The sequence below is a fragment of the Effusibacillus sp. SKA8 genome, from assembly GCF_058273125.1.
Map to the genome: position 1 here is coordinate 59,567 of NZ_JBZCSF010000002.1, position 21,659 is coordinate 81,225.

Below are 21,659 nucleotides of genomic sequence, written 5' to 3' on the forward strand. Positions count from 1 at the left end.
AGACGAAACAGACGAAACTTTTTGCAGTAGGGAGGAAAACAGCTTTGCTCCGGCGTTTTGTCAAGTGGTTGTTTGCTGCGCTTTTCAGCGCGATCGCGCTTGCCGCTGCGTTGTACCGTCCATACCTGGCCGATTTGTTTCCGATTGTGAAAAAACCGCCGACGGAACAGTTCCCGGTTGGGGAACGGACGCTCATCGTCGCCCCGCATCCCGACGACGAGACATTGGGCGGAGCCGGCGTGATCCAAAAAGCCCTCGCGGCAGGCAAACAAGTCAAAGTTGTCATTATGACAAGCGGCGACGGATACAAGCGTGCCGCCGAAGAAAATTTCAAAACCGCCTCCCCGACTCCGGCCGATTACCGGCGCTTGGGCGAAATGCGCCATCTGGAATCCCTAAATGCGATGAAACATTTCGGTGTACCGGAGCAAAACATCCTGTTCCTCGGCTATCCCGACGGAGGAGTCAACGGCATGTGGGAAACCGATTGGGACTACGACCGTTTGCACAAAGGATTAAACGGCGCGGTGCGTTCCCCGTACCCGTTCAGTTACGAAAAAAACGCGCCCTACTGCGGAGCCAACGTTGTCAAAAACTTGACGGAGATTCTGCGGGACTTCCACCCCACCGACATCGTTTATCCCGATCCGAACGACCAGCATCACGATCACTGGGGAACCAGCGCATTTGTCAAATACGTTCTGACCGAACAACATTACCGGGCAAAAGAATGGACGTATCTCGTCCATCGCGGGGACTTCCCTTTTCCCTGGAAATACGAGCCGGGGTTGCCTCTTCGCCCGCCGCATGTGTTAACGGGATTGGATACCCACTGGATTTATCTGCCCGTCACGGAACAGGAACAACGCAGGAAACGGGAAGCGATTCAAAAATACGTTACCCAGACCAAAGTGATGGACCCTTTTTTGGAGGCATTTATCAGGAAAAATGAGCTGCTCGGGACCTACACCGATCCGGTTCTGTCGATTGTAACGGGCTCCCCTGATTTTGACAACGCCAAAAAGCTTCCCTATGCCTTATTTCTCGACGCCCACGGGGACACCGTCCGCCGGGAATTGGAAAAGGAGGCTGACATCTCGGCAGTCGGAGCCGTGCTTGCGGACCGGAGGCTGAACATCGGTTTGGAGACAAGAGCGCCGATCAGTCCCCGCATCCAATACAACATCAAAATGCGCCTGTTTCAACCGGGAGGCGTCAAACGAATCGATATCGCCGTTCTCGATTCGAAGGTTTCAGCCGAAATCCGCGCCGGCAACAGTTTGACTCTTCCGTCCGGCACAACGCTCAGCGTAAAGGACAACAGGCTGTGGATTTCCCTTCCGGCAAGCGCCGTCGAGGGCACAACCGCGATTTTTCTTGCAGCCGACACTTACAACGGCGGAGAACAGATTGACAAAACCGCATGGCGGCTGGTGAGAGTGGCAAAATGAGCCGGCTGCCGTTTTTTATTGTGACGATTGTCCCAAATGAAATACAATATCATATAATACAACTAAGACGGATATGCCGCGAAAGCTTTGCCAGGGCATTCGGACAATCGGCGGTGACGGGGGAATTGTTTTGGTTCAGGACGCCATTTTGCATTTTGTTGCCCATTACGGTTATGTCGGATTGTTTGCCGCTCTCGTGCTCGGAATCGTCGGAGTCCCGCTGCCTGACGAGCTGCTGATGACATTTGCGGGGTTTCTGGTTTCGAAAGGCGAACTCCGCTATTTTGTCACACTGTTCATTGCCTTTTTGGGAAGCGTGATCGGCATTTCGTTAAGTTACGTCATCGGCCGTCAGTTCGGTCTGCCGTTCTTGGAAAAATACGGGCGCACATTCTATGTTACCCCCGAAAAATTGGACAAAGCCGGGCGTTGGTTCGGAAGGTTCGGCAAATTCGCGCTGACATTCGGCTACTTTATCCCCGGGATCCGGCATTTTACCGCTTTGTCAGCCGGGATCAGCAAATGGCCGTACCGCACTTTCATTCTCTACGCGTATCCGGGCGGATTCGTCTGGGTGTTTACGTATGTCACCCTCGGGCTTTTTTTGCAAGAACATTGGCGGATGTTCGCGGAAACCCTGCACAGGTACATGGGGTTTGCCGTGATTGCGATTCTTGCGGGCGGCGGAATCGGATGGTTCCTTCACCACCGCCTTTTCAAGAAAAAGGTTTAAAAAGTTCCCGGTATCTTTCTTAATTCAACCGTAAAGACCGCACCCCCCCCGGCTCGGTTGGCAGCCTGTATCGTGCCGCCGCTTTTCTCGATGATGGCGCGTGTAATGGCCAACCCCAGCCCGGTGTCGCCGGTATCCCCGTGAAAAAACCGCTCGAATATGAGTTCTTTTTCCTCTTCCCGAAAACCGGGGCCGTCATCCTCAACCGTTACCCGCATCCGGTCCGGCAGCTGCCGGAGACGGATCGTAACTTGGCTGGCAGCGTGCCGAATTCCGTTCCCAAGTAGATTGATGAATGCCTGCATCATTTTGTCGGGATCGAGCAGCAATTGGTCGTTGGCTTCCCCCTCCACGGCGATGCGGACCCCTTTTTGCTGGGCCAAACTTTCCACGCGAGCCGTACTTTCAAACACAATGGACTGCACGTCAACAGGAACCGGTCTGTACATCTCGTCCAGGGTTTCCAGCTTGGACAAATAAATCAGTTCATCGACCAGCTTTTTTAACCGCTTGCTTTCCGACGAAATGACATCCAATCCTTTCTCCGCGTCCGCCCCTTGAAAGATTCCGTCGCGTATGCCTTCCGCGTAACCCTGGATCGCCATCAAGGGGGTTTTCAGTTCGTGCGAAGCGTTCTGCAGAAAGCGCCGCTGGCCTTCCACATATTGTTGGAGTTCCAACGTCATCTGTCGGAAAGCCGTTGACAGTTCTTCCAATTCGTCTCCCGTTTTGACGACTTCAGGCGGGGTAAAGTCCCTTTTGGCCAGTCGCGCCACCGACTGCCGGAGCATTTGCAGTGGGCGCGTCACCGACCGCATCATGAAGTAGGAGATGGCAAGCATCACAATCGCCGTGACCGCGAAGCCACTCAGCAAAACCATCACCACTTCATGCGTCACGTCCCGAATCTGTTGCAGTTCGGTAAAAAGCACCAAGGCCCGGGTGACCTGTTGTTTGTTGGCGGCAGAATAGACCGGCAGCGCAACATACACGATCTCTTTGCCGTTTACGTCATTTTCGCCCTCGATGTCTTTTCCTTCAAACACCTTCGCAAGCCTAATCGGAGAGCGGGTATTTCGCGGAATGTCCCGCGAGCTTGAATAAACCACTTCCTGGTTGTTCCTTTGAACGACAAAGAAGTCGCTGTCGATGGTATTTAACGCAATCCTCGTCAGCACTTTTTTCTTAAAAGGGGCGATGTCGCCGCCGTCGTCCGACCCGATCAGCTCCATCAGGCGATTGGCTTCGGCGCGAAGGCTCGTTTTGGCTTCCGCAACCATGTACTGTTTGATGAACGCGGTGAACAAAATCCCCGAGACGGCCAGCGTGACCAGAATCAAGATCAGGTAGCTGACCACCAATTTTTTGCCGATGGACCGTTTCATCGCTTATCCTTCCAACTTGTAGCCATAACCCCATACCGTCTTGATTTCGACGGACGAATCGGCGGATTTTAATTTCTTGCGGAGGCGTTTCACGAGATCGTCGATCGCCCGCTCGTCCCCCAAATACTCATATCCCCAGACCTGATTCAACAATTGCTCCCGCGTGAAAGCTTTGTTGCGGTTCGCTACAAGAAAAGCGAGCAGTTCAAATTCCTTGGTGGTGAAAGCGATCTCCTGCTCGCCCTTGACCACGCGGCGTTCGTCCGGATAAAATGCCAGATCCCGAAGGTACAGCACGTTCGGTTTGGTTCCGTCCGCCCGCTCCGAGCGCAATGCGTCCATTCGCCGAAACATGGTCTTGACGCGAGCCACCAGTTCCCGCGGGGAAAAAGGCTTCGACAGGTAATCGTCGGAACCGAGCTCAAACCCGGCAATTTTATCCACTTCGTCGTCTTTCGCGGATACCATGATGATCGGAACCATGCTTTCCGCCCGGATTTTCCGGCACACTTCGTAACCGTCGAGCCCCGGCATCATGATGTCGAGAATCAACATGTCGGGAAGCTCTTCTTTCCAGGCTTCCAAGGCCGGTTCGGCGCGTTCGAAGGCCCTTACCGAATAGCCTTCCGCTTCGAGATACCGCTTGATGATATCGCGAACATTTTGATCATCGTCCACGATAAAAATGGTCCGTTTCTGCTCTTCCGTCATCTTCGATCACCTGATCCCATTGTACCACCATTGCGGACGATCGTTTATTGTTTGTCCTTCTCCCGCCCCTGCTCCGGCTCGTCCCGTGCGATGTCCCGCATCGAGTCTTTGAATTCGCGAATGCTCTTGCCAAACGCCCGGCCGATTTCAGGCAGTTTGTTCGGACCGAAAACGATCAGAGCGACAATCAGAATCAAAATCAGACCGGGAATGCCGATATCCTGAAAAAACATGACAGCTTCCTCCTCCATCGTCCGCAAGCGGTTGCGCCGTGCGGCTGTTTGCCTCTTTTGGAAATGCGGTGCCCGTCATCAAAAGTAACAAATATTTGTGGAATAATTGTGGAAAACCAAAAAACCCGGCGATCTTGGCGGATCGCGCCAGGATCACCGCGGTTCTCCGTCACCTTGTGCGGAACGACAATGCCAAATCCAGCAGATGACGGGTTTCGTCATAGGCAGCGACATCCCCTTTTTTGTTGCCGTCAAAATCGGCCGTAAATCCGGTGCGGTCTCCCCGTGCCCAAGGACCGAACGGGTTGTCGATACGGCTGAACTGAAAATCGGCGTTCCCCTGCAACACGCTCCAAAGTCCGTCTGCCGGATCATAGAGAATCAGATCGGTCTTTCCGTCCCCGTCGGTGTCGCTTGCCAGCACCTGCAGCCGCCTGACATCCTGCGACAAATCAAACGCAATCGGTGCCGCAAATTCACCTGTTCCGGTATTGGGGAATATGTAGATTTTCTTCTCGTTTCGCGAGAAACAGAGGATATCATCGTAACCGTCACCGTTAATGTCCCCCGTAAGCAATGCTGCGTCAGCCGGTACAGGCAGGCGCTCATTCCGGAGTTCCAGGCGTTCGCCTTGATTCACCGCAACAAACAACTGATTCTGTCTGCGTCCAACCAAGTCCGCTCGTCCGTCACGATTCACGTTAAGGGCACGCACAACGTCCATTCCATCCGGCAGAGCGCCAAATGCAAGGCCGGATGAAAATGCGGTACCACTCGAATAAAACACTCGCACCTCGCCCGTCGCCCGGTTGTAAGCCACAAGGTCCCGTTTCCCATCGCCGTTGATGTCGGCCAGCAAAAGCTGCTCTTCCGGCGCGAATTTTTGCGTCAGCCATGTGCGCGGCTGTTCCTGAACGCGGTTGCGGGGCCACCTGTAAGCGCCTTCGATCACTTCGATCCGGTCCTCCCGCCGGAAAACCACATCCGCATGCCCAACACCTCTGACATCGCCCAACAACAGATCGGCAGCCTTGACCCCGGACGGCAAATTCACACGGTGCGCAGGCGAAAAAGGCACCACTTCATGGAGCGACATCCAGCGGAATCCCTGCTGCTTCACGCCGTTGACAAGCCGGTGCAAATTCGATTCTTCGCCCGGTTTGTATCGGTATACCGGCAATCCGTCCCGCACCACCGGTTTGCCTTCCGCGTCGTTGACCGGCTCCAGATACGGAAATTCCAAAAACGGATGATAATACAGGGAAGCCAGCCCTTCATAGGTGGGCAGCTTCGCAAGGACGTCATCGACGCTTTTCTTGTTTTTCATGTATTTTAACGGAGCCGGTACATAAACCGATCCCATGGTGGTGTGCCCGAAGTCGTTTTCGCTTTCGTAAACGTTCAGGTCTCTAAACGAACGGAGCGAGCGGAAATCAGGCTGGTACAAAACGCCGACAAAAGATCTGAAAACTTCTTCCTGTTCCCGCGTGTCGTGATAATGCGGCGATTCCCAAAAGCCCGGTTGCAGCCCCGCTTTTTCGAACGCGGCCAGGCTTTTGCCGATTCTGTCGGCGGCATAAGCCGCCGTATCGGTTTCGGGAGCCCCTTTGACGTGAAATTCAAAACCGGTTCCCGTGTCCTGATTATTGTCCTCCCTTTTCACCGCCCCAAATTGGTGCGTATACCCGTGCATGCCAAGGACGGCGCCGTGGCGCTGGGCATCCTGCAGTACACGGACAAACTTTTGGACGATGTCGTCCGGATTCGGGTCGTCAATTCCTTTTTCATACCAAGTTCCGTCGGGAAGTATGTTCTTCCAGCGCGGTATGACGGCCACATGGAACGGGATCTCCTGTTCCTCCAGGTACTCGAATACCGTCCGCAATTTGCCCAATCCTTCCGGCGTTGCATAGCTTCCGCCCGGACCGACATCCTCCAGCCGCAGCATCGCATGCCGTTTGTAAAGGTCTGGCAGCGCGTTTGCGCCAATGCTTGTTTGAACAAAGACGGCAATCCCTATCGCCGCGAACAAAACCAAAATCATTCTGCCCATTCTCATCGCTTACCGTTGCTCACTTTCCGGTTCAGTTGAAACTCCGCAGGGCTTCGTCCAGTTCCAATACAGCCGCTTTGCCGGCAAAGCAACTTCCGAACGCGCGGCCGATCAGACCCAGTCTTGCAAGTCTTCCAATTTTTCATTGACTTTGATCAAACGTTCGGACAAGTGCAGCAGTTGGTCTTCAGACAAGCGGTATTTCCGGAGGGCCTGAACCAACCCCTCGACGTTATGGTCAAGGGCTTGCAAGTACGCATCCAGCTCCGCTTCCGACAACATGTCCGGCTTTTTGTCCGCTTCCGGCGTTTCGATAAAACTCAATGCTTGATTTTCTTCAATCCGGACGATTTCTCCCCGGCTGGGAACATAAGCCGTCCAGCCCAGTTGCTCTTCAATCGCCCGCGAAAAATCTTCCGCCGCCTCCCCCTCGCCGTGCACGATGAAGACGCGTTTGGGAACGGTTTTAAACCCTTTCAGCCACGCGATAAGCTGATCCCTGTCGGCATGGGCGGACAAAGCGGACAAATCGTGAATTTTGGCGCCAACCCGTACGGTATGGCCGAGAACCCGGACACGCTTCGCTCCCGAAACCAATTTCCGTCCCAAGCTTCCTTCCGCCTGGTATCCGACAAACACCACATGGTTGTTCTCTTTCCACAATTGATGTTTTAAGTGGTGTTTGATCCGTCCCGCATCTGCCATTCCGCTGGCGGAGATGATGATGGCGGTTCCCCTTACAAGATTCAGGCGCTGCGACTCCTCCTGCGTGCGGATAAAGCGGAGTCCCGGAAAAGCGAGCGGATTGTCGCCCTGCGCAAACAAACCGGCGGCTTCTTCATCGTAATACTCGGTATTCGCCTGAAAAATCTCCGTAGCGGCGATCGCCAGCGGACTGTCCACGTAGACCGGAATGTCATGGATCAGCCCCTTTTTAAACAGCTTATGCAGTTGATACAACAGTTCCTGCGTGCGCCCGACGGCAAACGCGGGAATAATCACCAAACCGCCGGTTTTCTGCGCCTCACGGATGATTTCCAGCAACTGTTCGCTTCGTTCCGCGATCGGCGGGTGCAGGCGGTTGCCGTAAGTCGACTCCACAAAGATGTAGTCAGCTTCCTCCACCACCTCCGGATCGCGGACAATGGCTTGCCCGGTTGACCCGAGATCTCCGGAAAACACGAGTTTGGTCACACCGCCGTTTTCTTTCACCCACATTTCGATGATGGCCGAACCGAGGATATGGCCGGCGTCTCTCATTTGGATGGCGACGGATGAAGTCAGGTCGATTTTTTTATGGTAGGGAACGGACACAAAATGCGGGAGAACCGCTTGCGCATCCTTTTCCGTGTACAGCGGCTCCACTTTTTTCCTGCGTTGGCGCGATCTCCTGCGATTCTTCCATTCGGAATCCGCTTCCTGGATATGGGCGCTGTCAGGCAACAGAATCATGCAAAGATCATGGGTGGATTTGGTGCACACCACCTTCCCTCTGAAACCGTCGCGTCGCAACTTTGGCAAAAGTCCCGAATGGTCGATGTGGGCGTGTGTCAGCAACACGTAAGAAATCTCCGTCGGGTCGAACGGCCAGGGAGCGTAGTTCAGTTCCTCCAGTTCCTTCGACCCTTGGAACATGCCGCAATCGACAAGAATTTGATCAGACCCGATTCGAAGGTGGTAACACGAGCCTGTAACGGTTCGCGCACCGCCGACAAACGTAATTTTCATGGGTTTCTCCTCTCACGCATGCTGGTGATTTTTAAAAACCCCGCGCCGCCGCGCGAGGCCCGTTTGCCGTAAACATCCGGTTTCTATGCGTTTTTTTCGCCATATTCCGCAGTCACTGTCGTGTAAATGCCGCCGCGAACGTTGAACTTGCCGATTACCTGTATGTACCGCGGCTGCAACGCTTTCACCAGATCGTTCAGAATGATGTTGGTCACATCTTCGTGGAAATGCCCCTCGTCGCGGAAGCTCCAAAGATAAAGCTTTAACGACTTCAGTTCCACAATCGACGGACCGGGTATGTATTTAATGGTGATCGTCGCAAAATCAGGCTGTCCGGTTTTTGGGCAGAGAGCCGTAAATTCCGGGCTTTCAATTTCCACCGTGTAATTCCGATCCGGATGCGGATTCGGGATGACTTCCAGTTCTTTAGACGGACGTGTCGACACAAAATCCCTCCTGACAACAGTTCCCGCAAAGCGCCGAAAGACCTTGGGGCAAATTCTGAATACTTACAGAATAACGAAGGTTTTCCGCCCGGTCAAGCGAACGGGAAAAAGAACGGGAAAAAGAACGAAAAAATCACTTGTAAAAAGCCACTTATGCGCTGACATCTCGGCGGTTACAATGTTACAATGAGGAGCGTATAGTCGGAACGGCAAAAGAAAGAGGGTTATGCATGAAGTTCAACATCGACGAAATGGGAATCAAAGAAATTCAGAATCTCGCCAAACAACTTCGGATTCCTCCTTCCTATAAGGAAGGCGGTGTCCGGTTCCGGAAAAACAAAGCGCAACTGGTGCGGGACATCAAGCGTGCGATGCGCAAACAAGGCGAAACGGTGTGAATGGTGTGAATCTGATGGAGAAAACAAGCGCGATAAAGACCCGATTGAACAAGCCTCCGGTCTTGACGATCGTGGTGCCGTGCTACAACGAAGAAGAAGTCCTGCCCGAAACCGTCAAAAGATTGACCCGGTTGCTCGAAGAACTGATTTTTGAACGGCTGGTTTCGGAACACAGCGCACTTCTCTTCGTTGACGACGGCAGCCGCGACAAGACTTGGAGCCTGATTGCGGAATACAACAAATCCGACAAATCGGTCACCGGCTTGAAATTGGCGTGCAACGCGGGGCATCAAAACGCGCTGTGGGCGGGTCTGATGAAGGCGAGGATTCATTCCGACTGCGTCATCTCCATCGACGCGGATCTGCAAGACGATGTGGACGCGATCCGGGAAATGGTCCTGAAATACCATGAAGGATACGATGTCGTCTACGGCGTCCGGCGGAGCCGGGCGACCGACACGTTTTTCAAGCGTACTACGGCACAGGTGTTTTACAAGTTGATGCAAAAGATGGGAGCCAACATCGTCTACAATCACGCGGACTATCGCTTGTTAAGCAAACGCGCCTTGGACAACCTGGCCCGGTTTGAGGAAGTGAATCTGTTTTTGCGCGGCATCGTGCCGATGATCGGCTTCAAATCCACCAGCGTGTATTACGACCGACACGAGCGGTTTGCCGGGGAATCCAAGTACCCGCTGAAAAAAATGCTGATGTTCGCCTTTGACGGCATCACTTCTTTGTCCGTAACGCCGATTCGTTGGGTGACCATCCTGGGATTTGTCATGTTTGCGGTCAGTATCGCGGCGGGCCTTTACGCCATTGTCGACAAATTGCTGGGCAACACCGTCTCGGGGTGGGCGTCGTTGATGGTGTCCGTCTGGTTTATCGGCGGGGTGCAATTGATGGCTTTGGGATTGATCGGCGAGTACATCGGCAAAATCTACAAAGAAACGAAACGCCGTCCGCGCTACATCGTGGAAACGGAATTGGATTCCGTCGCCCCGGAAACCGGAGAACCTCAATGCGCCGACAGTACCGACGTTTGTGGCGATGAGCGGGATTCATATGCGGTTACAGTCTCTCGACAATAGTTTCACTCGCTTTTTGCTGGTCGGTGTGCTGAATACGCTGGTGGGATTGTCCGCAATCTATCTGTTGCTCAATCTGTTGGGACTGAACTACTGGCTGTCCACTTTTTTGGGAAACTCCACCGGCGCGGCGGTCAGTTATTGCCTCAACAAAACTTTCACTTTCAAAAACAAGGAGACAATCCGCAAAAGCGCCTGGAAGTTTGCGCTGGTGATACTGACCTGTTACGGTTTGTCCTATTGGATCAGCCTGCATTTAACCTCGTTCCTGTTGGCGGTGTTCGCTTACAATCGCAAGCTGATCGAAAACGCGGCCGTCCTGGTCGGAGCCGGAATTTACACTGTCTCCAATTATCTGGGAAACAAGTATTTCACCTTTCGGGACAAAGAAAGGAAGCGATAGATTGCCTTTCCGGTTGGATCTGAAAACCGTCCGCTTCGTACTTCTGCTCTTTCTGGCCAACAAAATTTTGGTCATGCTGCCGGCCTTTTGGGCGACGAAACATCTGCTGCCCGGCTACGGATGGGTCGGCTACGCGAAATACGTGATTTTCGACAACTTTTACAAATGGGATTCGGGCTGGTACGGAATGATCGCGGAAAAAGGGTACGACCCGAAAAGTTCCGCATTTTTTCCGCTGTACCCGATCCTGATTTTTCTTGTGAAAAGCCTGTTGGCGATAACTCCAAAAACGGCGGGGATTCTGGTTTCCAACACCGTTTTCCCCGTAATGCTGTACTTTGCTTACCGCCTGGTCCGCCTCGACTATGAGGAGCGAGACGCGCGCAAAATCATGTGGCTGCTCGCTTTGTACCCGACATCTTACTATTTTTCCGCAGCTTATACCGAGTCGTTGTTCCTGCTGTTTATGGTGCTGACCCTGTATTTTATCCGTAAGGAAATCTGGGCGGGCGCCGGAGCGAGCGGGTTTTTCGCCAGCGTGACCCGTAACACGGGCGTTTTTTTGACCATTCCCTACGCACTGGAATATTTTAAAGTCCGGTCGTGGAACGACATCGTCCCGTTCCTTCGCAAAGGCTTTGGCAATTTCAAACTGAACCGATGGAAACATTTTCTCTGGTTGTTTGCCATACCGCTCCCGTTCTTCTTGTACATGGCGTACTTGAATTACAAGTTTCACGACCCGTTTGCTTTCTCACACGCGCAGACGCAGTTCGGACGCGGGTTTCTGAATCCCGCCGTCACGCTTTACAAAGGCTATGCGATGCTGATTGGCTATCTGGTCGGCAAACCGTTTAACTGGTATTGGATTTACTTTTTCGTGGAGTTCTTCACGGTCACGCTCGTTCTGATAATTCTGATTGCCGCTGTTCGCAAGCTTCGGCTGTCTTATTGGATGATCGTGCTTTACGCTTTTTTGATTCCGCTGGCGGCTCCCGCCCACGGTGAGGTGATCGATTATTTCGTCAGCTTCTCCCGCTACTCGCTGGTGATTTTTCCGCTCTATTTGGGAGTTTACGAACTGGTGAAACAAAGCAAATGGCTGTATTGTTTCACCAATCTCGTCTTTGCCGTTTTGCTTGTCACCCTCGTTTACAACTGGTCGTTGGACAGATGGGTCGCTTAAGAAAATGTGCGTCGTGCGTCACAGGAACTGATCGGCACCCTGAACCATGTGCAAAGTATTATCATATTGCGGAGGCTGATTTTATGCATCCACCTGAAAAACCCGACAAAAAAGACAATCCGTACCGCGCCATCGGCATGGTGTCGGCGATCGGAACGGATCTCGCCCTGTCGGTTCTCGGCGGAGTTTACCTCGGAAAATGGATCGACAGCCAATTCGGCACAGCTCCCGCTTTTCTGGTGGTCGGATTGCTGGTAGGACTTGCCGCCGGAATTTACGGGATTATCTTGCTGACAAAACGTTTTTTGTAAACGGTTCAAGACAAGGGTCACGACCGGTTGCGGGACTGGAGGACTTCGTCGACTTTCGACAGTTCACGTACAAATCCTTGCAGAATCTTCAGGTATTCTTCTTCCATGATGCGGTCTCCGCCTGTTCGCGCTTCCATGTATTTGTCCATAATCAGATAAATATGCCCCATTAACGCTTCCCTGGTAATCCGCAGCTCAAAATCGGCCGGCAATTTACGTTCGACAAAGGGACCTTCATCCATGATCAAGCCGTTGACGTAAAGGGTTCTCCACAATTCGCCGCGCCCCGAGCTGAATTTTTCCGCCCGCAGCCGGGTGGTTTGAATCAGCGATTCGATCGCCCGCTCCAAGCGGCCATCGCCTTTTTTGACCCTCAGGTAATCGATGTGCAACTGGTAAGAAGCCGCTTGCTCATAGACATAAAAGATAACGGTTTCATCATTGTGGACCAAAGACAACGCAGTCATTTTCCCCCGCATTTTCTCATCCACGAAAAGGCCGAGCTTGTTGACCCACTTCTTCCAAGACAGCAGGTCATCCCGCGAAATTTCTCCGGACACGTTGCGAAAAATCACGATTTCTTCCGCCACAGCCTCTCCCTCCTTTTCAAACCGGAGGCTGATTTTCTATATCATATGAAGCTGGGACAGAAAAGTGAAAGTGTGGTCACACTGTTCAATTGGCCTCTTTTTTTTTGCTCCACTATTTCTTTTTCGCTCCTTCTTTTTTCGCGGGCACAAAATCGCGGGCGGCAGGGTACCATCCCTTTGCAGCGCTCTGCCACTACGAACGTCCGCAATTTTCCCCCAATAAACAGACCAGCCGGGCAGCACGGGATTTCCACGACAGCCCTTCCACCAACGCCATCTGTCTGGCCGCCGCCTCCGGTGTACGCGCCAGCGCATGCTCAATTGCCGCGAAGAACGAATCATCGTCCCGGCCGACATACACCGTGCCGGCAAAGCGTTCGACGCTGGGATGCCAAGTGGACGCAATCGGCTTGCCGGTCGCCAGATATTCGTACAGTTTCAAAGGATCGCAGGCAAGGGAATACGGATCGTAGGTGCGCGGCAACAACAGCACGTCGGCGGCGTGCATGTAGAGCGGAATCTCGTCAAACCGTTTGCCCCCGAGCAGATGAACATTCGGGAGCTTTCCGAGCTTGTCAAGGGTTGTCCAATCGACAGAGTCAAATACGGGCCCGACGAGCGCCACGTGCACGGCGGGACCGCGTTCAAGAAAGCGGCGGGCGGTTTTTTCCAGAAGGCGAAGATCGATCCAACCGGTGAGCGCTCCGACAAAAACCGCCCGCGGGCGCGGGATCCGCTTGATGTCTTCCGGCTCGGCCGCGTCCGGCCGCCCCTGTGCAAAGTCCCTCCGGAAACGCTCCACATCCACCCCGTTCGGCAGATACTCTACCGGTTTCCCCGTCCACTCCGCCGTCTGGTTGACGAGATACTGGGACACGGCCGTAATCAATTCCGCCCGTTCGGCAATCTCCAAAAACATCCGCTTTAACTCCCCGCGTTTTTCAGGGGGAATGCCGGGAAAGCCAAGGTTGTCGTCCAGTATGTCAAAAACCAGCCGTTTCGGCTTCAACTGCTTCACATATTCATACGATTGCTCAAGTGTCGACGCTGTTACATAAAATACGGTGTCGTCGCGCCAGGCTGCTCCCAGTATGCGTGCCGCATCCCTTTTTAACGCACGGGCAGTCAATTTTCCGCGCACCCTGTGGATTCCAAACCGGGTAGGGAGCCAACCGAACGGTGGGTCCCAAATCCGGAGATTTCCGTCGATGCGTTGCCGCCATGACAGTTCCAAAGACCGTTGTTCCGCCCACGGATTGAGAAAAATCGGCTCGACACCCTCCAAAAAAGCGGTCATCGAACGCACGGTATCGCTTAATTCCTCGTAATTCCACGGGTACATGCCCAGCAGCATCAGGTTCATGCGGTTCACTCCTTTCACCGGGTTTGTACAGCTACCAATATAACACAAGACGGCCGCCGGTCCCAACACACTGGCGGTATGACAACTCCCGAAATTGCCATAACAGCGGATAATGTCCAGGCGAATCAGCGAACCTATAGGGAGAACCCGACGGGAAACCGCCAAGGGAGCCGCCTGGGCCAAGGAGGGGTTGAAAATTGAAAGACGTTACGTGGATCACCTATACCATGCTGATTCTGGCAAGCTACCGGTTTACCCACTTGATCGTGTTTGACAAAATCACCGAATTTTTGCGGAACCCGTTTCTCCGCAAAAAAAGAATCGTTGACGAAGCAGGCCATTCGTCAACGAAAAAAGTTCCCGTTTCCATGTTCGGTTATCTGCTCAACTGTTATTGGTGCGCGGGGGTCTGGAGCGCGATTCTGCTCGGTGGGGCATACCTGTTGATGCCGTCGCTCGCGATGCCGGTGATCTTTGTCCTGTCGGTCGCCGGGGCGCAAGCGATCTTGGAAACGCTGGTCGGAGTCGGAACCAAATCGATCCAATTGCTGTCGCAAAAATCTAACGAATAAGCGGTTTGCCAAAGTCAGTCCAGACCTGTCATTTCAGCGCCACCACCAGCCGCAGGTTTTCCTCCCGCGTCCGCACTGCCGTCCGAAAATAGGTCTCGTCCAGTCCCGCAAAAGACCGGCAGTCGCGGACAAACAGCCCCTTCGCCGCCAACTCCGGCCATAATTGCCCGATATGCACGTCATGCCGGCGGACCAGCAAAAAATTGGCGTCTGACGAAAACACCCGGTACCCTTTTTCTTGCAACTTCTCCGCCAGAAATGTCCGTTCGGACGTCAGCCACCGCAGCGTCTTCGCCTGAAATCCCCGGTCTTTCAATCCCGCCACGGCGGCCGCCTGAGCCAATGTGTTCACCGACCAGGGGACCTGCATCCCGCGCATGCGCTCAACCAGATCATCCGCCGCCGCCAGATAGCCGATCCGGATACCCGGAACCGCATAAAATTTGGTCATCGATCGGATCACGATCAGCCTGTCGTTCCCGGTGACATGCCGTATCAAGCTTCTTTCCTCTTCATCCGGCAGAAAATCGAGAAACGCCTCATCGACCAGTAGCCATTTGTCCCTATCCGCGGCCGCCCGCAAAAGATCCGTCATTACGGAACGGTCGACACAGCGTCCGGTCGGGTTGTTCGGGTTGGCAAGCACCAGCATATCCACATCCGGCAGGGCTTTTAACAGCGGTTCCCGTTCGACGAAAAAATCGGCCTCTGCCGACAAGGGAATCCGCATGATCTCCGCCCCTTCCAGTCTCGCCGCCTGTTCATACTCCCGGAATGCGGGGGCAACCGTGGCAATCCGCTTCGGACGAATCAACCGCATCGCCAGAAAAATCAGTTCGGCCGCCCCGTTCCCAAGCAAAAACCGGTCGGCCGGCAACAACCATTTCTCCGCCAGGGCGGCCAACACATTCCCGCCGTTCGGGTCCGGATAATCGGCGATGCGCGAAAGCGCGTCCCGCATCGCTGCAAGTACGGATTCAGGCGGGCCCAACGGATTCAGATTTGCGCTGAAATCCACCATTTCCTCCCGCTTCCACCCCCATTCGCGCTGGTACCGGGCAATGTTTCCCCCATGCTGCATGCTCAAACCGTCAACACCCCCAGTGCCGTCAACAAAAAGATGACCTCCGTCACTTCACAAATCGCTCCGTACGCATCACCGGTCAGTCCTCCGAGCGCCCGGCTGATGCCGGATGACATCCACCATGTCAGCAACCCGCAAACGGCGAGCAAAACGGCTCCCTGCCATCGCCACAGGGCCAAAGGCAACAGCAGCACCGCGCCTGCGACCGCCCATTGCGAAAAAGTGACTTTCCCCGCCAGCACCGCTCCCATTCCGTCCCGCCGGGCGGGCGGATACTTGGCGATCGCCCACACGATCGCCGCCCGTCCCACCGCCGGCATCACCAACAGCAACAAAGGAAACCGCCCGCCGACCGCGGACAGCAGGACCCACTTCAGGGAAAACAGGCAGACCAGCGCGATCACGCCCATCGCCCCCACACAGCTGTCTTTCATGATCTCGAGTTTTCGTTCCCGGTCCCGCCCGCTCAACAGTCCGTCCGCCGTATCCATCAGACCGTCCAGATGCAATCCTCCGGTCAGCGCAATTTCGCTGATCAGAAGCAGAACGCTTGCCGCCGCAACAGGCAGCCGACCGTCGAAAAGCAAGGAAAGCCCGGCAAGGATCCCGCCGATCAGCAAACCGACATAAGGGTACCAGCGCACGCTGCGGACAAAGGCCCCTTCATCAAACGAAACAGGCTGTGTACCCCCTCGCTCCGGCCACGGAATCCTCGTCAAAAACCGAATCGCCATTTTCCATTCCTGCAGAATCGAATGCAAGGGGGTTCCCTCCCGCCATCGTGATTCAATAGTGCCACTCCGCCCGGAACACGCTCCAGACCGCGCCGCCGCAAAGCAACATCGAGACCGAACTGACGTACAAAATGCGAATCGTCTGCGCAATGTGCACGGGAGCCAATTCCTGAAGCGGTTCTCCCAGGTAGGCGCGGAACGTTTCCCGGCCGTGATAGACATTTCGTCCGCCAAGCCGGATTCCCAGCGCGCCGGCGACGCCCGCCTCCGGTATTCCGCTGTTCGGGCTCGGATGTTTGGCCGCATCCCTGCAGATCATCTTCCACGCGCCTTGCGGCGAGTATCGCAACAGCCAGGCGGCGACCACCACCAGCACGCCTGTAATCCGCGCCGGTATCCAGTTCAGCAGATCGTCCAGTCTGGCGGATGCCCAACCGAACCGGAGATAGCGGTCGTTCTTGTACCCCACCATCGAATCGAGGGTATTGGCCGCGCGGTACATCATCGCCAGCGGGGCGCCCCCGATCATGGCGTAAAAAAGCGGTGCGGTCACGGCGTCCACAATATTTTCCGCGACGCTTTCCACGGCTGCCCGGACCACCTCGGATTCCGGCAAGTTTTTCGTGTCCCGGCTGACGATCCATCCCGCCAATTCTCTTGCCCGCTCCAGCTCACCTCGCTCCAGCGCCCGGCGAATGCCGTTGCCCGCTTCCGCCAATCCCCGGACGGCAATTGTCGTCGAAATCAGCCAGATATTGACGAACGCCGCGAGCCACGGACTGATCCAAGAAGCCAACAGGAGCAGCCCAATTACCGCGCACCCGCTGCCCCCGACAACGATTGCGGCCAGCAAGACGCCGGCCCATTTTTCCCGGGCGTCTGCCAACCCACTGTCGCCGGCAGTGCGGATCGCTGCCGCAGGCGTCCGAAACGCCCTGCGCAGTGCCGGCTCCAAGCGCTCAATCCAGTTGCCGATGATCACGACCGGATGCGGCAGCCAGCGTGGATCTCCGACAAGCAGATCGAGCAAAAACGCCAGATACACATGAATCATAGCCGAGTCTCAAACTCCTTCAGATTGACAGCGATCCCGGCGATTACCGCGTACACCGCATCGGCGGCGCCCGCGACGCATTGGTTCATAACCCCCAGCAGATCCCGGTACTGCCGCAAAGATCCGGTTTCAGGCACGATTCCGGCCCCGACTTCGCTCGTCACGATGACGACCGGATGCGGATAGTCCCTGCACGCTTGCATCAGGTCTTCCGTTCGGCAAGCGACCTCTTGTTCCGAAAGCCTCCCGGCGTTTCCTTGCGTTTCCCGTTCCCAAAGCCAGTTGTTCAACAGGAGCGACAAGCAGTCGAGCAGCAGAATGCCGGCTGACGAATCCAGCCTGCGGATGAGTTTCGCCGCTGCGCACGGCTCCTCAAGGCACCCCCAATCGGCCGGCCGCCGCTCGATGTGAGCCCTGATTCTCGCTTCCATTTCCGCGTCGATTCGCGGGCAGGTGGCGATGTATGTTACCGGCAGCCCCGTTTCTCTCTGCAGTTTCAAACAATAAGTTTCGGCAAAACGGCTTTTGCCGCTGCGCGAACCGCCAATCACCAAAACGATTTTTGCCGGTTTGTCCAAGTTATCATCTCCTGCATACCGCATTTCGGCCCCCCGGCCGGTTGCCGCAATGACTATCGCGTGGAGTTGTTCGGTCTTATGAATCCGCATTCGCGACGCCCGCTTCCGCAAAAGTTGCCATTTCGCGAAGCACGCGGGCGGCTCCCTGGATAATCGGCAAGGCCAGCGCCGCTCCCGAACCTTCGCCAAGGCGCATCGCAAAATCAAACAGCGGCTGTACGTCCAGTGCATCAAGCGTTATGCGATGCCCCGGCTCTACGGAACAATGCGATCCGAACAGGTACGGCAGAACCGACGGTTCGATTTTTGCCGCGGCCAGCACCGCGGAGCTTGTGATAAATCCGTCCACGACGACAGGGATCCGGTGTGCCGCACAGGACAGGGTCAAACCGGCCAGCCCCGCGATCTCAAGACCGCCGATTTTTGCCAGCACGTCAACCGGATCTGCGGGATCGGGGGCATTCAGGCGGATCGCTTTTTCGATCACGTCGATCTTGCGGCAAACTCCCTCGGAAGTGAGCCCGGTGCCGGCTCCCACCACTTCTCGGACTGGCCTTCCCGTCAGAACGGACGCAATCGCCGCGCTGGCCGTTGTGTTGCCGATGCCCATTTCGCCCAACGCCACGATTTTATAACCTTGTTCGTGCAGCTTGCTCCCCATCTCCCAGCCGACCGCCAGCGCACGTTCCGCTTCTTCTCTTGTCATGGCCGGCCCCTTTGCCATGTTGGCTGTCCCGTAGCGAACCTTCTCAATCCACAACCGGTTGGACAACGGACCGGTCCATGGAATATCCGACTTGACGCCGATGTCGACCACATGCACGTCCGCCCCGGCGTTGCGGGCCAATGCATTGATGGCCGCCCCGCCGGCCATGAAATTCAAGACCATCTGCACCGTCACCTCAGGCGGGAAAGCGGACACCCCTTCCTCCGTAACGCCGTGATCGCCCGCCATCACGACCACCGCAGCCGGCGTCGCCGCCGGGATCGTCTCGCCTTGGATGCCCGCCAGCCGGATCCCGATCTCCTCCAGCAGGCCGAGACTGCCCGCCGGTTTGGTCAACTGACCGTGCCGCTCTGCGGCGCGTTTCATCGCTTCCTGGTCGAGTCCCTCGATGTTTTCCGGTAATTTCCACGCCATATGTATCTCCTCCAGATCATGTTTTTGGTAAAAAATTTTCTCCCCTTGCCGGAGGACAAAGGGAGACAGGCGCGTGCGCACCAGCCCCTTTTTCCTCGAAAAGCGGCCAAGCAAAAACCCGCAGGCAGGTCTCCTGGCTTGAGATCATCGCCGCCGTTCGTCTTCCCGTCCGCAACGATCGTCCGGACAGTGACTTATGAACGGAAACTCCCTCTCACAGTGGCGGGACCGCACCGGACTCTAACCGGTTTCCCTATTCTCCGTTTCTATAAAACGGCACCTGCGAGTATAATAGACTATTGAATTACTTCCATCATGCACCAAGGTGAGTCGAATGGCAAGACTGTATTTGATCCGGCACGGCATCACGGACGACAACCTGCAATATCGCCTTTCCGGTTGGACGGATACACCGCTCAACGAAGTGGGGATTCAGCAAGCGGAGGTCACGGCGGAACGGCTGGAACAACTTGCCCGGACGGGCCGCCCGGTGGATGCGGTTTACGCAAGCCCGTTATCGCGAGCCGCGAAGACCGCAGAAATTATCGCAACTCGCCTCGGAGTTCCTCTTACCTGCCGGGATGACCTGAAAGAGATGAATTTCGGCCTGTTTGACGGGCAGTCCATCATCCGCCTTTATGAAACGCACAAGGACATGGTAGATACGGCTCTCAATCCCGGCGCCGACGAATTCGGTTGGGAAGGCGGCGAGACGCGGCAGGCGGTATTTGGCCGCATCGAGTCCGCCCTTCGTTCCATCGCGGAACAGCATCCGGGAAGAACGGTGGCGGTTGTCACCCACGCAGGCGCCATTGCGTATTTCCTGGCGGGAATTTGCTGCGAACCATTGTCCCACTGGAACCGTTACCATGTGGCCAATTGCAGCCTCACAACCATCGCTTACGACAACGGACAGTTTCAGTTGCAAATCCACAACCAGACCGACCATCTGCCGAAGGAAAAATTTGCGGAACTGATCGAGTCGGCAAAAAAGCGGCTCGGTGTTCCATGATCAAAAAACGGACACAGCCGAGAAGGCAGTCGCCCGTTTGCGGGAAAGCGTGTTACGGCTCCAAAGTCAGCAGCGGACCATAAATATAGCCGACCGTGCCGTCTTTCAGTTGCACGTTGTACCAACCGCCTTGTTCGCCTAGTACCGTTACCGCTTCACCGGGCGCTACCGAAGTCAGGATCGGATTGTTGGTCCCCGGTCCCTGGCGAACGTTGACCCCTTCGCTGCTTGTCACCCGGGCGGTACGTCCGGTCCCGTTCCTGCCCACCATTCCGCTTGTAGCGGCAGGCGAACCGGGAATCGCGGCAGAACCTCCCCCCGAAGCCGGATTCGTCCCACCGGTGGAATCGGAATTTTTCGCGGCGCCCGGCAGATTGGAAACCGGCTGTGAATTCTGCGACACAGCGGAATCTTGGCGCAAATGGTCCCGCACAAACTTCCGCACCCCTGCCACATCGGGCTCCAGAATCGATTCCCCGACATAATTGAATGTTTCGGTTAAAAGGTCGTCCGGCGGAATCTGCAGGCTTTTTACCGACTTGGAATCCAGCGCCAGAATGTCCGTCGACATCCGCACCAGATCAGTGGCGGTCAGATTGGTTTGCACATAGGGTTCCGCTTCTTTTAACATGCTGGGGAAACGAACCAGCGTCAGCGGTGTCTTCAATTGCTCCAGAACCGCCTTCACCAGTTTGCGCTGCCGTTCCGTGCGGGCAAAATCGGCCCGCGCGTCCTTGCGGTAGCGCACATATTGTAGCGCTTCCTTCCCGTTCAAATGTTGCGGTCCCTTTTTCAAATGAATGTCATAAACGCCGTCGTCAACATAGTCCATCGGAATTTCAACGTTAAGATCGACGCCGCCGATCGCGTCAATGACGCCCTCAAACCCCTTAAAATCGGTCACCACGAAATAATGAACCGGAATCTGCAGAAATTCCTGAACCGTTTTCACCGCCAGATTCGGACCGCCGATGGCGAACGCGGTGTTGATTTTGTTTTTGCCGTGACCCGGCACCGTTACGTAAGTGTCTCGCATGATCGACATCAGAGCGGCTTGCTTGGTTTGCGGATCCATCGACAAAAGCAGCATCGTGTCGGAACGGGGAGTTTTGTCCTTGTCCCGGTTGTCGACGCCAAGAAACAAAACGTTCACCCGCTCGCCCCCGTTCCATCGGCTTGCAGCCACAGTATTGCCCACCTCGGCAAACTGGTTGCGATGCGCCTTGTCGAGAAACTTCATAAACGCTATGCCATTATATGCGAACAGGCCAATCAAAAAAGCGGCCGTTAAGAGCAAAATGCCCCGCAGCCCTTTTCCCTTCCGTTTGCGGGAACGGGCCCGTCCATCGATTTTCTCCGTTTGTTGCTCGGATGTGCCTGACTCCTGAAGATTCATTGTCCCGCT

At 55.2% G+C, this 21,659-nt stretch carries 22 protein-coding genes, 1 pseudogene and 1 riboswitch; of the genes and pseudogenes, 9 read left to right on the forward strand and 14 right to left on the reverse strand.

Going from position 1 to position 21,659, the window contains the following annotated elements; translation table 11 throughout:
- Positions 1-44 precede the first annotated feature (44 nt).
- A complete protein-coding gene (locus AC4ED1_RS02525) occupies positions 45-1,451 on the forward strand; it encodes a PIG-L deacetylase family protein (protein WP_490935836.1) in 1,407 nt (468 codons plus the stop codon).
- 130 nt (positions 1,452-1,581) lie between these two features.
- Positions 1,582-2,184, forward strand: coding sequence for a DedA family protein (locus AC4ED1_RS02530; protein ID WP_490935837.1), 603 nt, complete (start codon positions 1,582-1,584; stop codon positions 2,182-2,184).
- Here AC4ED1_RS02530 and AC4ED1_RS02535 read toward each other — a convergent pair.
- The 6 genes and pseudogenes from AC4ED1_RS02535 to queF form a co-directional block, all read right to left on the reverse strand.
- Complete coding sequence (locus AC4ED1_RS02535; RefSeq protein WP_490935838.1) at positions 2,181-3,569, reverse strand: sensor histidine kinase; 1,389 nt, start codon at positions 3,567-3,569, stop codon at positions 2,181-2,183. The genes AC4ED1_RS02530 and AC4ED1_RS02535 overlap by 4 nt on opposite strands.
- A gap of 3 nt (positions 3,570-3,572) precedes the next feature.
- Positions 3,573-4,280, reverse strand: a complete 708-nt coding sequence (locus AC4ED1_RS02540; protein ID WP_490935839.1) for a response regulator transcription factor — start codon at positions 4,278-4,280, stop codon at positions 3,573-3,575.
- A gap of 44 nt (positions 4,281-4,324) precedes the next feature.
- Complete coding sequence (gene tatA, locus AC4ED1_RS02545; protein ID WP_490935840.1) at positions 4,325-4,513, reverse strand: twin-arginine translocase TatA/TatE family subunit; 189 nt, start codon at positions 4,511-4,513, stop codon at positions 4,325-4,327.
- Positions 4,514-4,682: 169 nt separating this feature from the next.
- Positions 4,683-6,557: a DUF2334 domain-containing protein gene (locus AC4ED1_RS02550; protein ID WP_490935841.1), complete on the reverse strand. Its 1,875-nt coding sequence runs from the start codon at positions 6,555-6,557 to the stop codon at positions 4,683-4,685.
- Positions 6,558-6,677: 120 nt separating this feature from the next.
- On the reverse strand, positions 6,678-8,294 hold the full coding sequence (locus AC4ED1_RS02555; protein WP_490935842.1) for an MBL fold metallo-hydrolase RNA specificity domain-containing protein: 1,617 nt from the start codon (positions 8,292-8,294) through the stop codon (positions 6,678-6,680).
- Between the two features lie 98 nt (positions 8,295-8,392).
- Positions 8,393-8,716, reverse strand: a pseudogene (gene queF, locus AC4ED1_RS02560) (preQ(1) synthase); the annotation flags it as partial.
- Positions 8,717-8,970: 254 nt separating this feature from the next.
- On the opposite strand from queF, the gene AC4ED1_RS02565 reads away from it, so the two are divergent.
- The 5 genes from AC4ED1_RS02565 (at position 8,971) to AC4ED1_RS02585 (ending at position 12,126) form a co-directional block, all read left to right on the forward strand.
- Positions 8,971-9,138 (forward strand): hypothetical protein, encoded by a 168-nt coding sequence (locus AC4ED1_RS02565; RefSeq protein WP_490935843.1) that lies wholly within the window; start codon positions 8,971-8,973, stop codon positions 9,136-9,138.
- Positions 9,139-9,152: 14 nt separating this feature from the next.
- Positions 9,153-10,229, forward strand: a complete 1,077-nt coding sequence (locus tag AC4ED1_RS02570; protein WP_490935844.1) for a glycosyltransferase family 2 protein — start codon at positions 9,153-9,155, stop codon at positions 10,227-10,229.
- The gene (locus AC4ED1_RS02575; protein WP_490935845.1) at positions 10,204-10,629 is read left to right on the forward strand and encodes a GtrA family protein; all 426 of its coding nucleotides are present in this window, start codon (positions 10,204-10,206) and stop codon (positions 10,627-10,629) included. The genes AC4ED1_RS02570 and AC4ED1_RS02575 overlap by 26 nt, the downstream gene beginning before the upstream one ends.
- Before the next feature lies 1 nt (position 10,630).
- Positions 10,631-11,815 (forward strand): hypothetical protein, encoded by a 1,185-nt coding sequence (locus AC4ED1_RS02580; protein ID WP_490935846.1) that lies wholly within the window; start codon positions 10,631-10,633, stop codon positions 11,813-11,815.
- 83 nt (positions 11,816-11,898) lie between these two features.
- Entirely contained in the window at positions 11,899-12,126 is a 228-nt protein-coding gene (locus AC4ED1_RS02585; protein ID WP_490935847.1) for an AtpZ/AtpI family protein, read from the forward strand.
- Between the two features lie 17 nt (positions 12,127-12,143).
- Here the strand turns inward: AC4ED1_RS02585 and AC4ED1_RS02590 are convergent, their stop codons facing one another.
- Both AC4ED1_RS02590 and AC4ED1_RS02595 read right to left on the reverse strand, forming a co-directional pair.
- Positions 12,144-12,716 carry a hypothetical protein gene (locus AC4ED1_RS02590; RefSeq protein WP_490935848.1) on the reverse strand — a complete coding sequence of 191 codons (573 nt, stop codon included), beginning with the start codon at positions 12,714-12,716 and terminating at the stop codon, positions 12,144-12,146.
- A 193-nt stretch (positions 12,717-12,909) separates the two neighbouring features.
- Complete coding sequence (locus tag AC4ED1_RS02595; protein WP_490935849.1) at positions 12,910-14,079, reverse strand: glycosyltransferase; 1,170 nt, start codon at positions 14,077-14,079, stop codon at positions 12,910-12,912.
- 227 nt (positions 14,080-14,306) lie between these two features.
- Here AC4ED1_RS02595 and AC4ED1_RS02600 point away from each other — a divergent pair, with 227 nt between their 5' ends.
- Positions 14,307-14,651 (forward strand): DUF1360 domain-containing protein, encoded by a 345-nt coding sequence (locus tag AC4ED1_RS02600; RefSeq protein ID WP_490936082.1) that lies wholly within the window; start codon positions 14,307-14,309, stop codon positions 14,649-14,651.
- Between the two features lie 28 nt (positions 14,652-14,679).
- On the opposite strand, the gene cobD is transcribed toward AC4ED1_RS02600, so the two are convergent.
- Genes cobD through cobT form a run of 5 tightly spaced genes read right to left on the reverse strand, consistent with a single transcriptional unit; the run spans position 14,680 to position 19,242 of the window.
- Positions 14,680-15,732 carry a threonine-phosphate decarboxylase CobD gene (cobD, locus tag AC4ED1_RS02605; RefSeq protein WP_490936083.1) on the reverse strand — a complete coding sequence of 351 codons (1,053 nt, stop codon included), beginning with the start codon at positions 15,730-15,732 and terminating at the stop codon, positions 14,680-14,682.
- A gap of 2 nt (positions 15,733-15,734) precedes the next feature.
- Positions 15,735-16,496, reverse strand: coding sequence for an adenosylcobinamide-GDP ribazoletransferase (gene cobS / locus AC4ED1_RS02610; protein ID WP_490935850.1), 762 nt, complete (start codon positions 16,494-16,496; stop codon positions 15,735-15,737).
- A gap of 25 nt (positions 16,497-16,521) precedes the next feature.
- Positions 16,522-17,523: an adenosylcobinamide-phosphate synthase CbiB gene (cbiB, locus tag AC4ED1_RS02615; RefSeq protein ID WP_490935851.1), complete on the reverse strand. Its 1,002-nt coding sequence runs from the start codon at positions 17,521-17,523 to the stop codon at positions 16,522-16,524.
- Positions 17,520-18,191 (reverse strand): bifunctional adenosylcobinamide kinase/adenosylcobinamide-phosphate guanylyltransferase, encoded by a 672-nt coding sequence (gene cobU / locus AC4ED1_RS02620; RefSeq protein WP_490935852.1) that lies wholly within the window; start codon positions 18,189-18,191, stop codon positions 17,520-17,522. Before cobU ends, cbiB begins: the two co-directional genes overlap by 4 nt.
- Complete coding sequence (gene cobT / locus AC4ED1_RS02625; RefSeq protein WP_490935853.1) at positions 18,178-19,242, reverse strand: nicotinate-nucleotide--dimethylbenzimidazole phosphoribosyltransferase; 1,065 nt, start codon at positions 19,240-19,242, stop codon at positions 18,178-18,180. The genes cobU and cobT overlap by 14 nt, the downstream gene beginning before the upstream one ends.
- A 106-nt stretch (positions 19,243-19,348) precedes the next feature.
- A riboswitch (cobalamin riboswitch) is annotated at positions 19,349-19,541 on the reverse strand.
- A 35-nt stretch (positions 19,542-19,576) separates the two neighbouring features.
- On the opposite strand from cobT, the gene AC4ED1_RS02630 reads away from it, so the two are divergent.
- A complete protein-coding gene (locus AC4ED1_RS02630) occupies positions 19,577-20,254 on the forward strand; it encodes a histidine phosphatase family protein (protein WP_490935854.1) in 678 nt (225 codons plus the stop codon).
- 52 nt (positions 20,255-20,306) lie between these two features.
- On the opposite strand, the gene AC4ED1_RS02635 is transcribed toward AC4ED1_RS02630, so the two are convergent.
- Entirely contained in the window at positions 20,307-21,650 is a 1,344-nt protein-coding gene (locus AC4ED1_RS02635) for an LCP family protein (RefSeq protein ID WP_490935855.1), read from the reverse strand.
- Positions 21,651-21,659 lie beyond the last annotated feature (9 nt).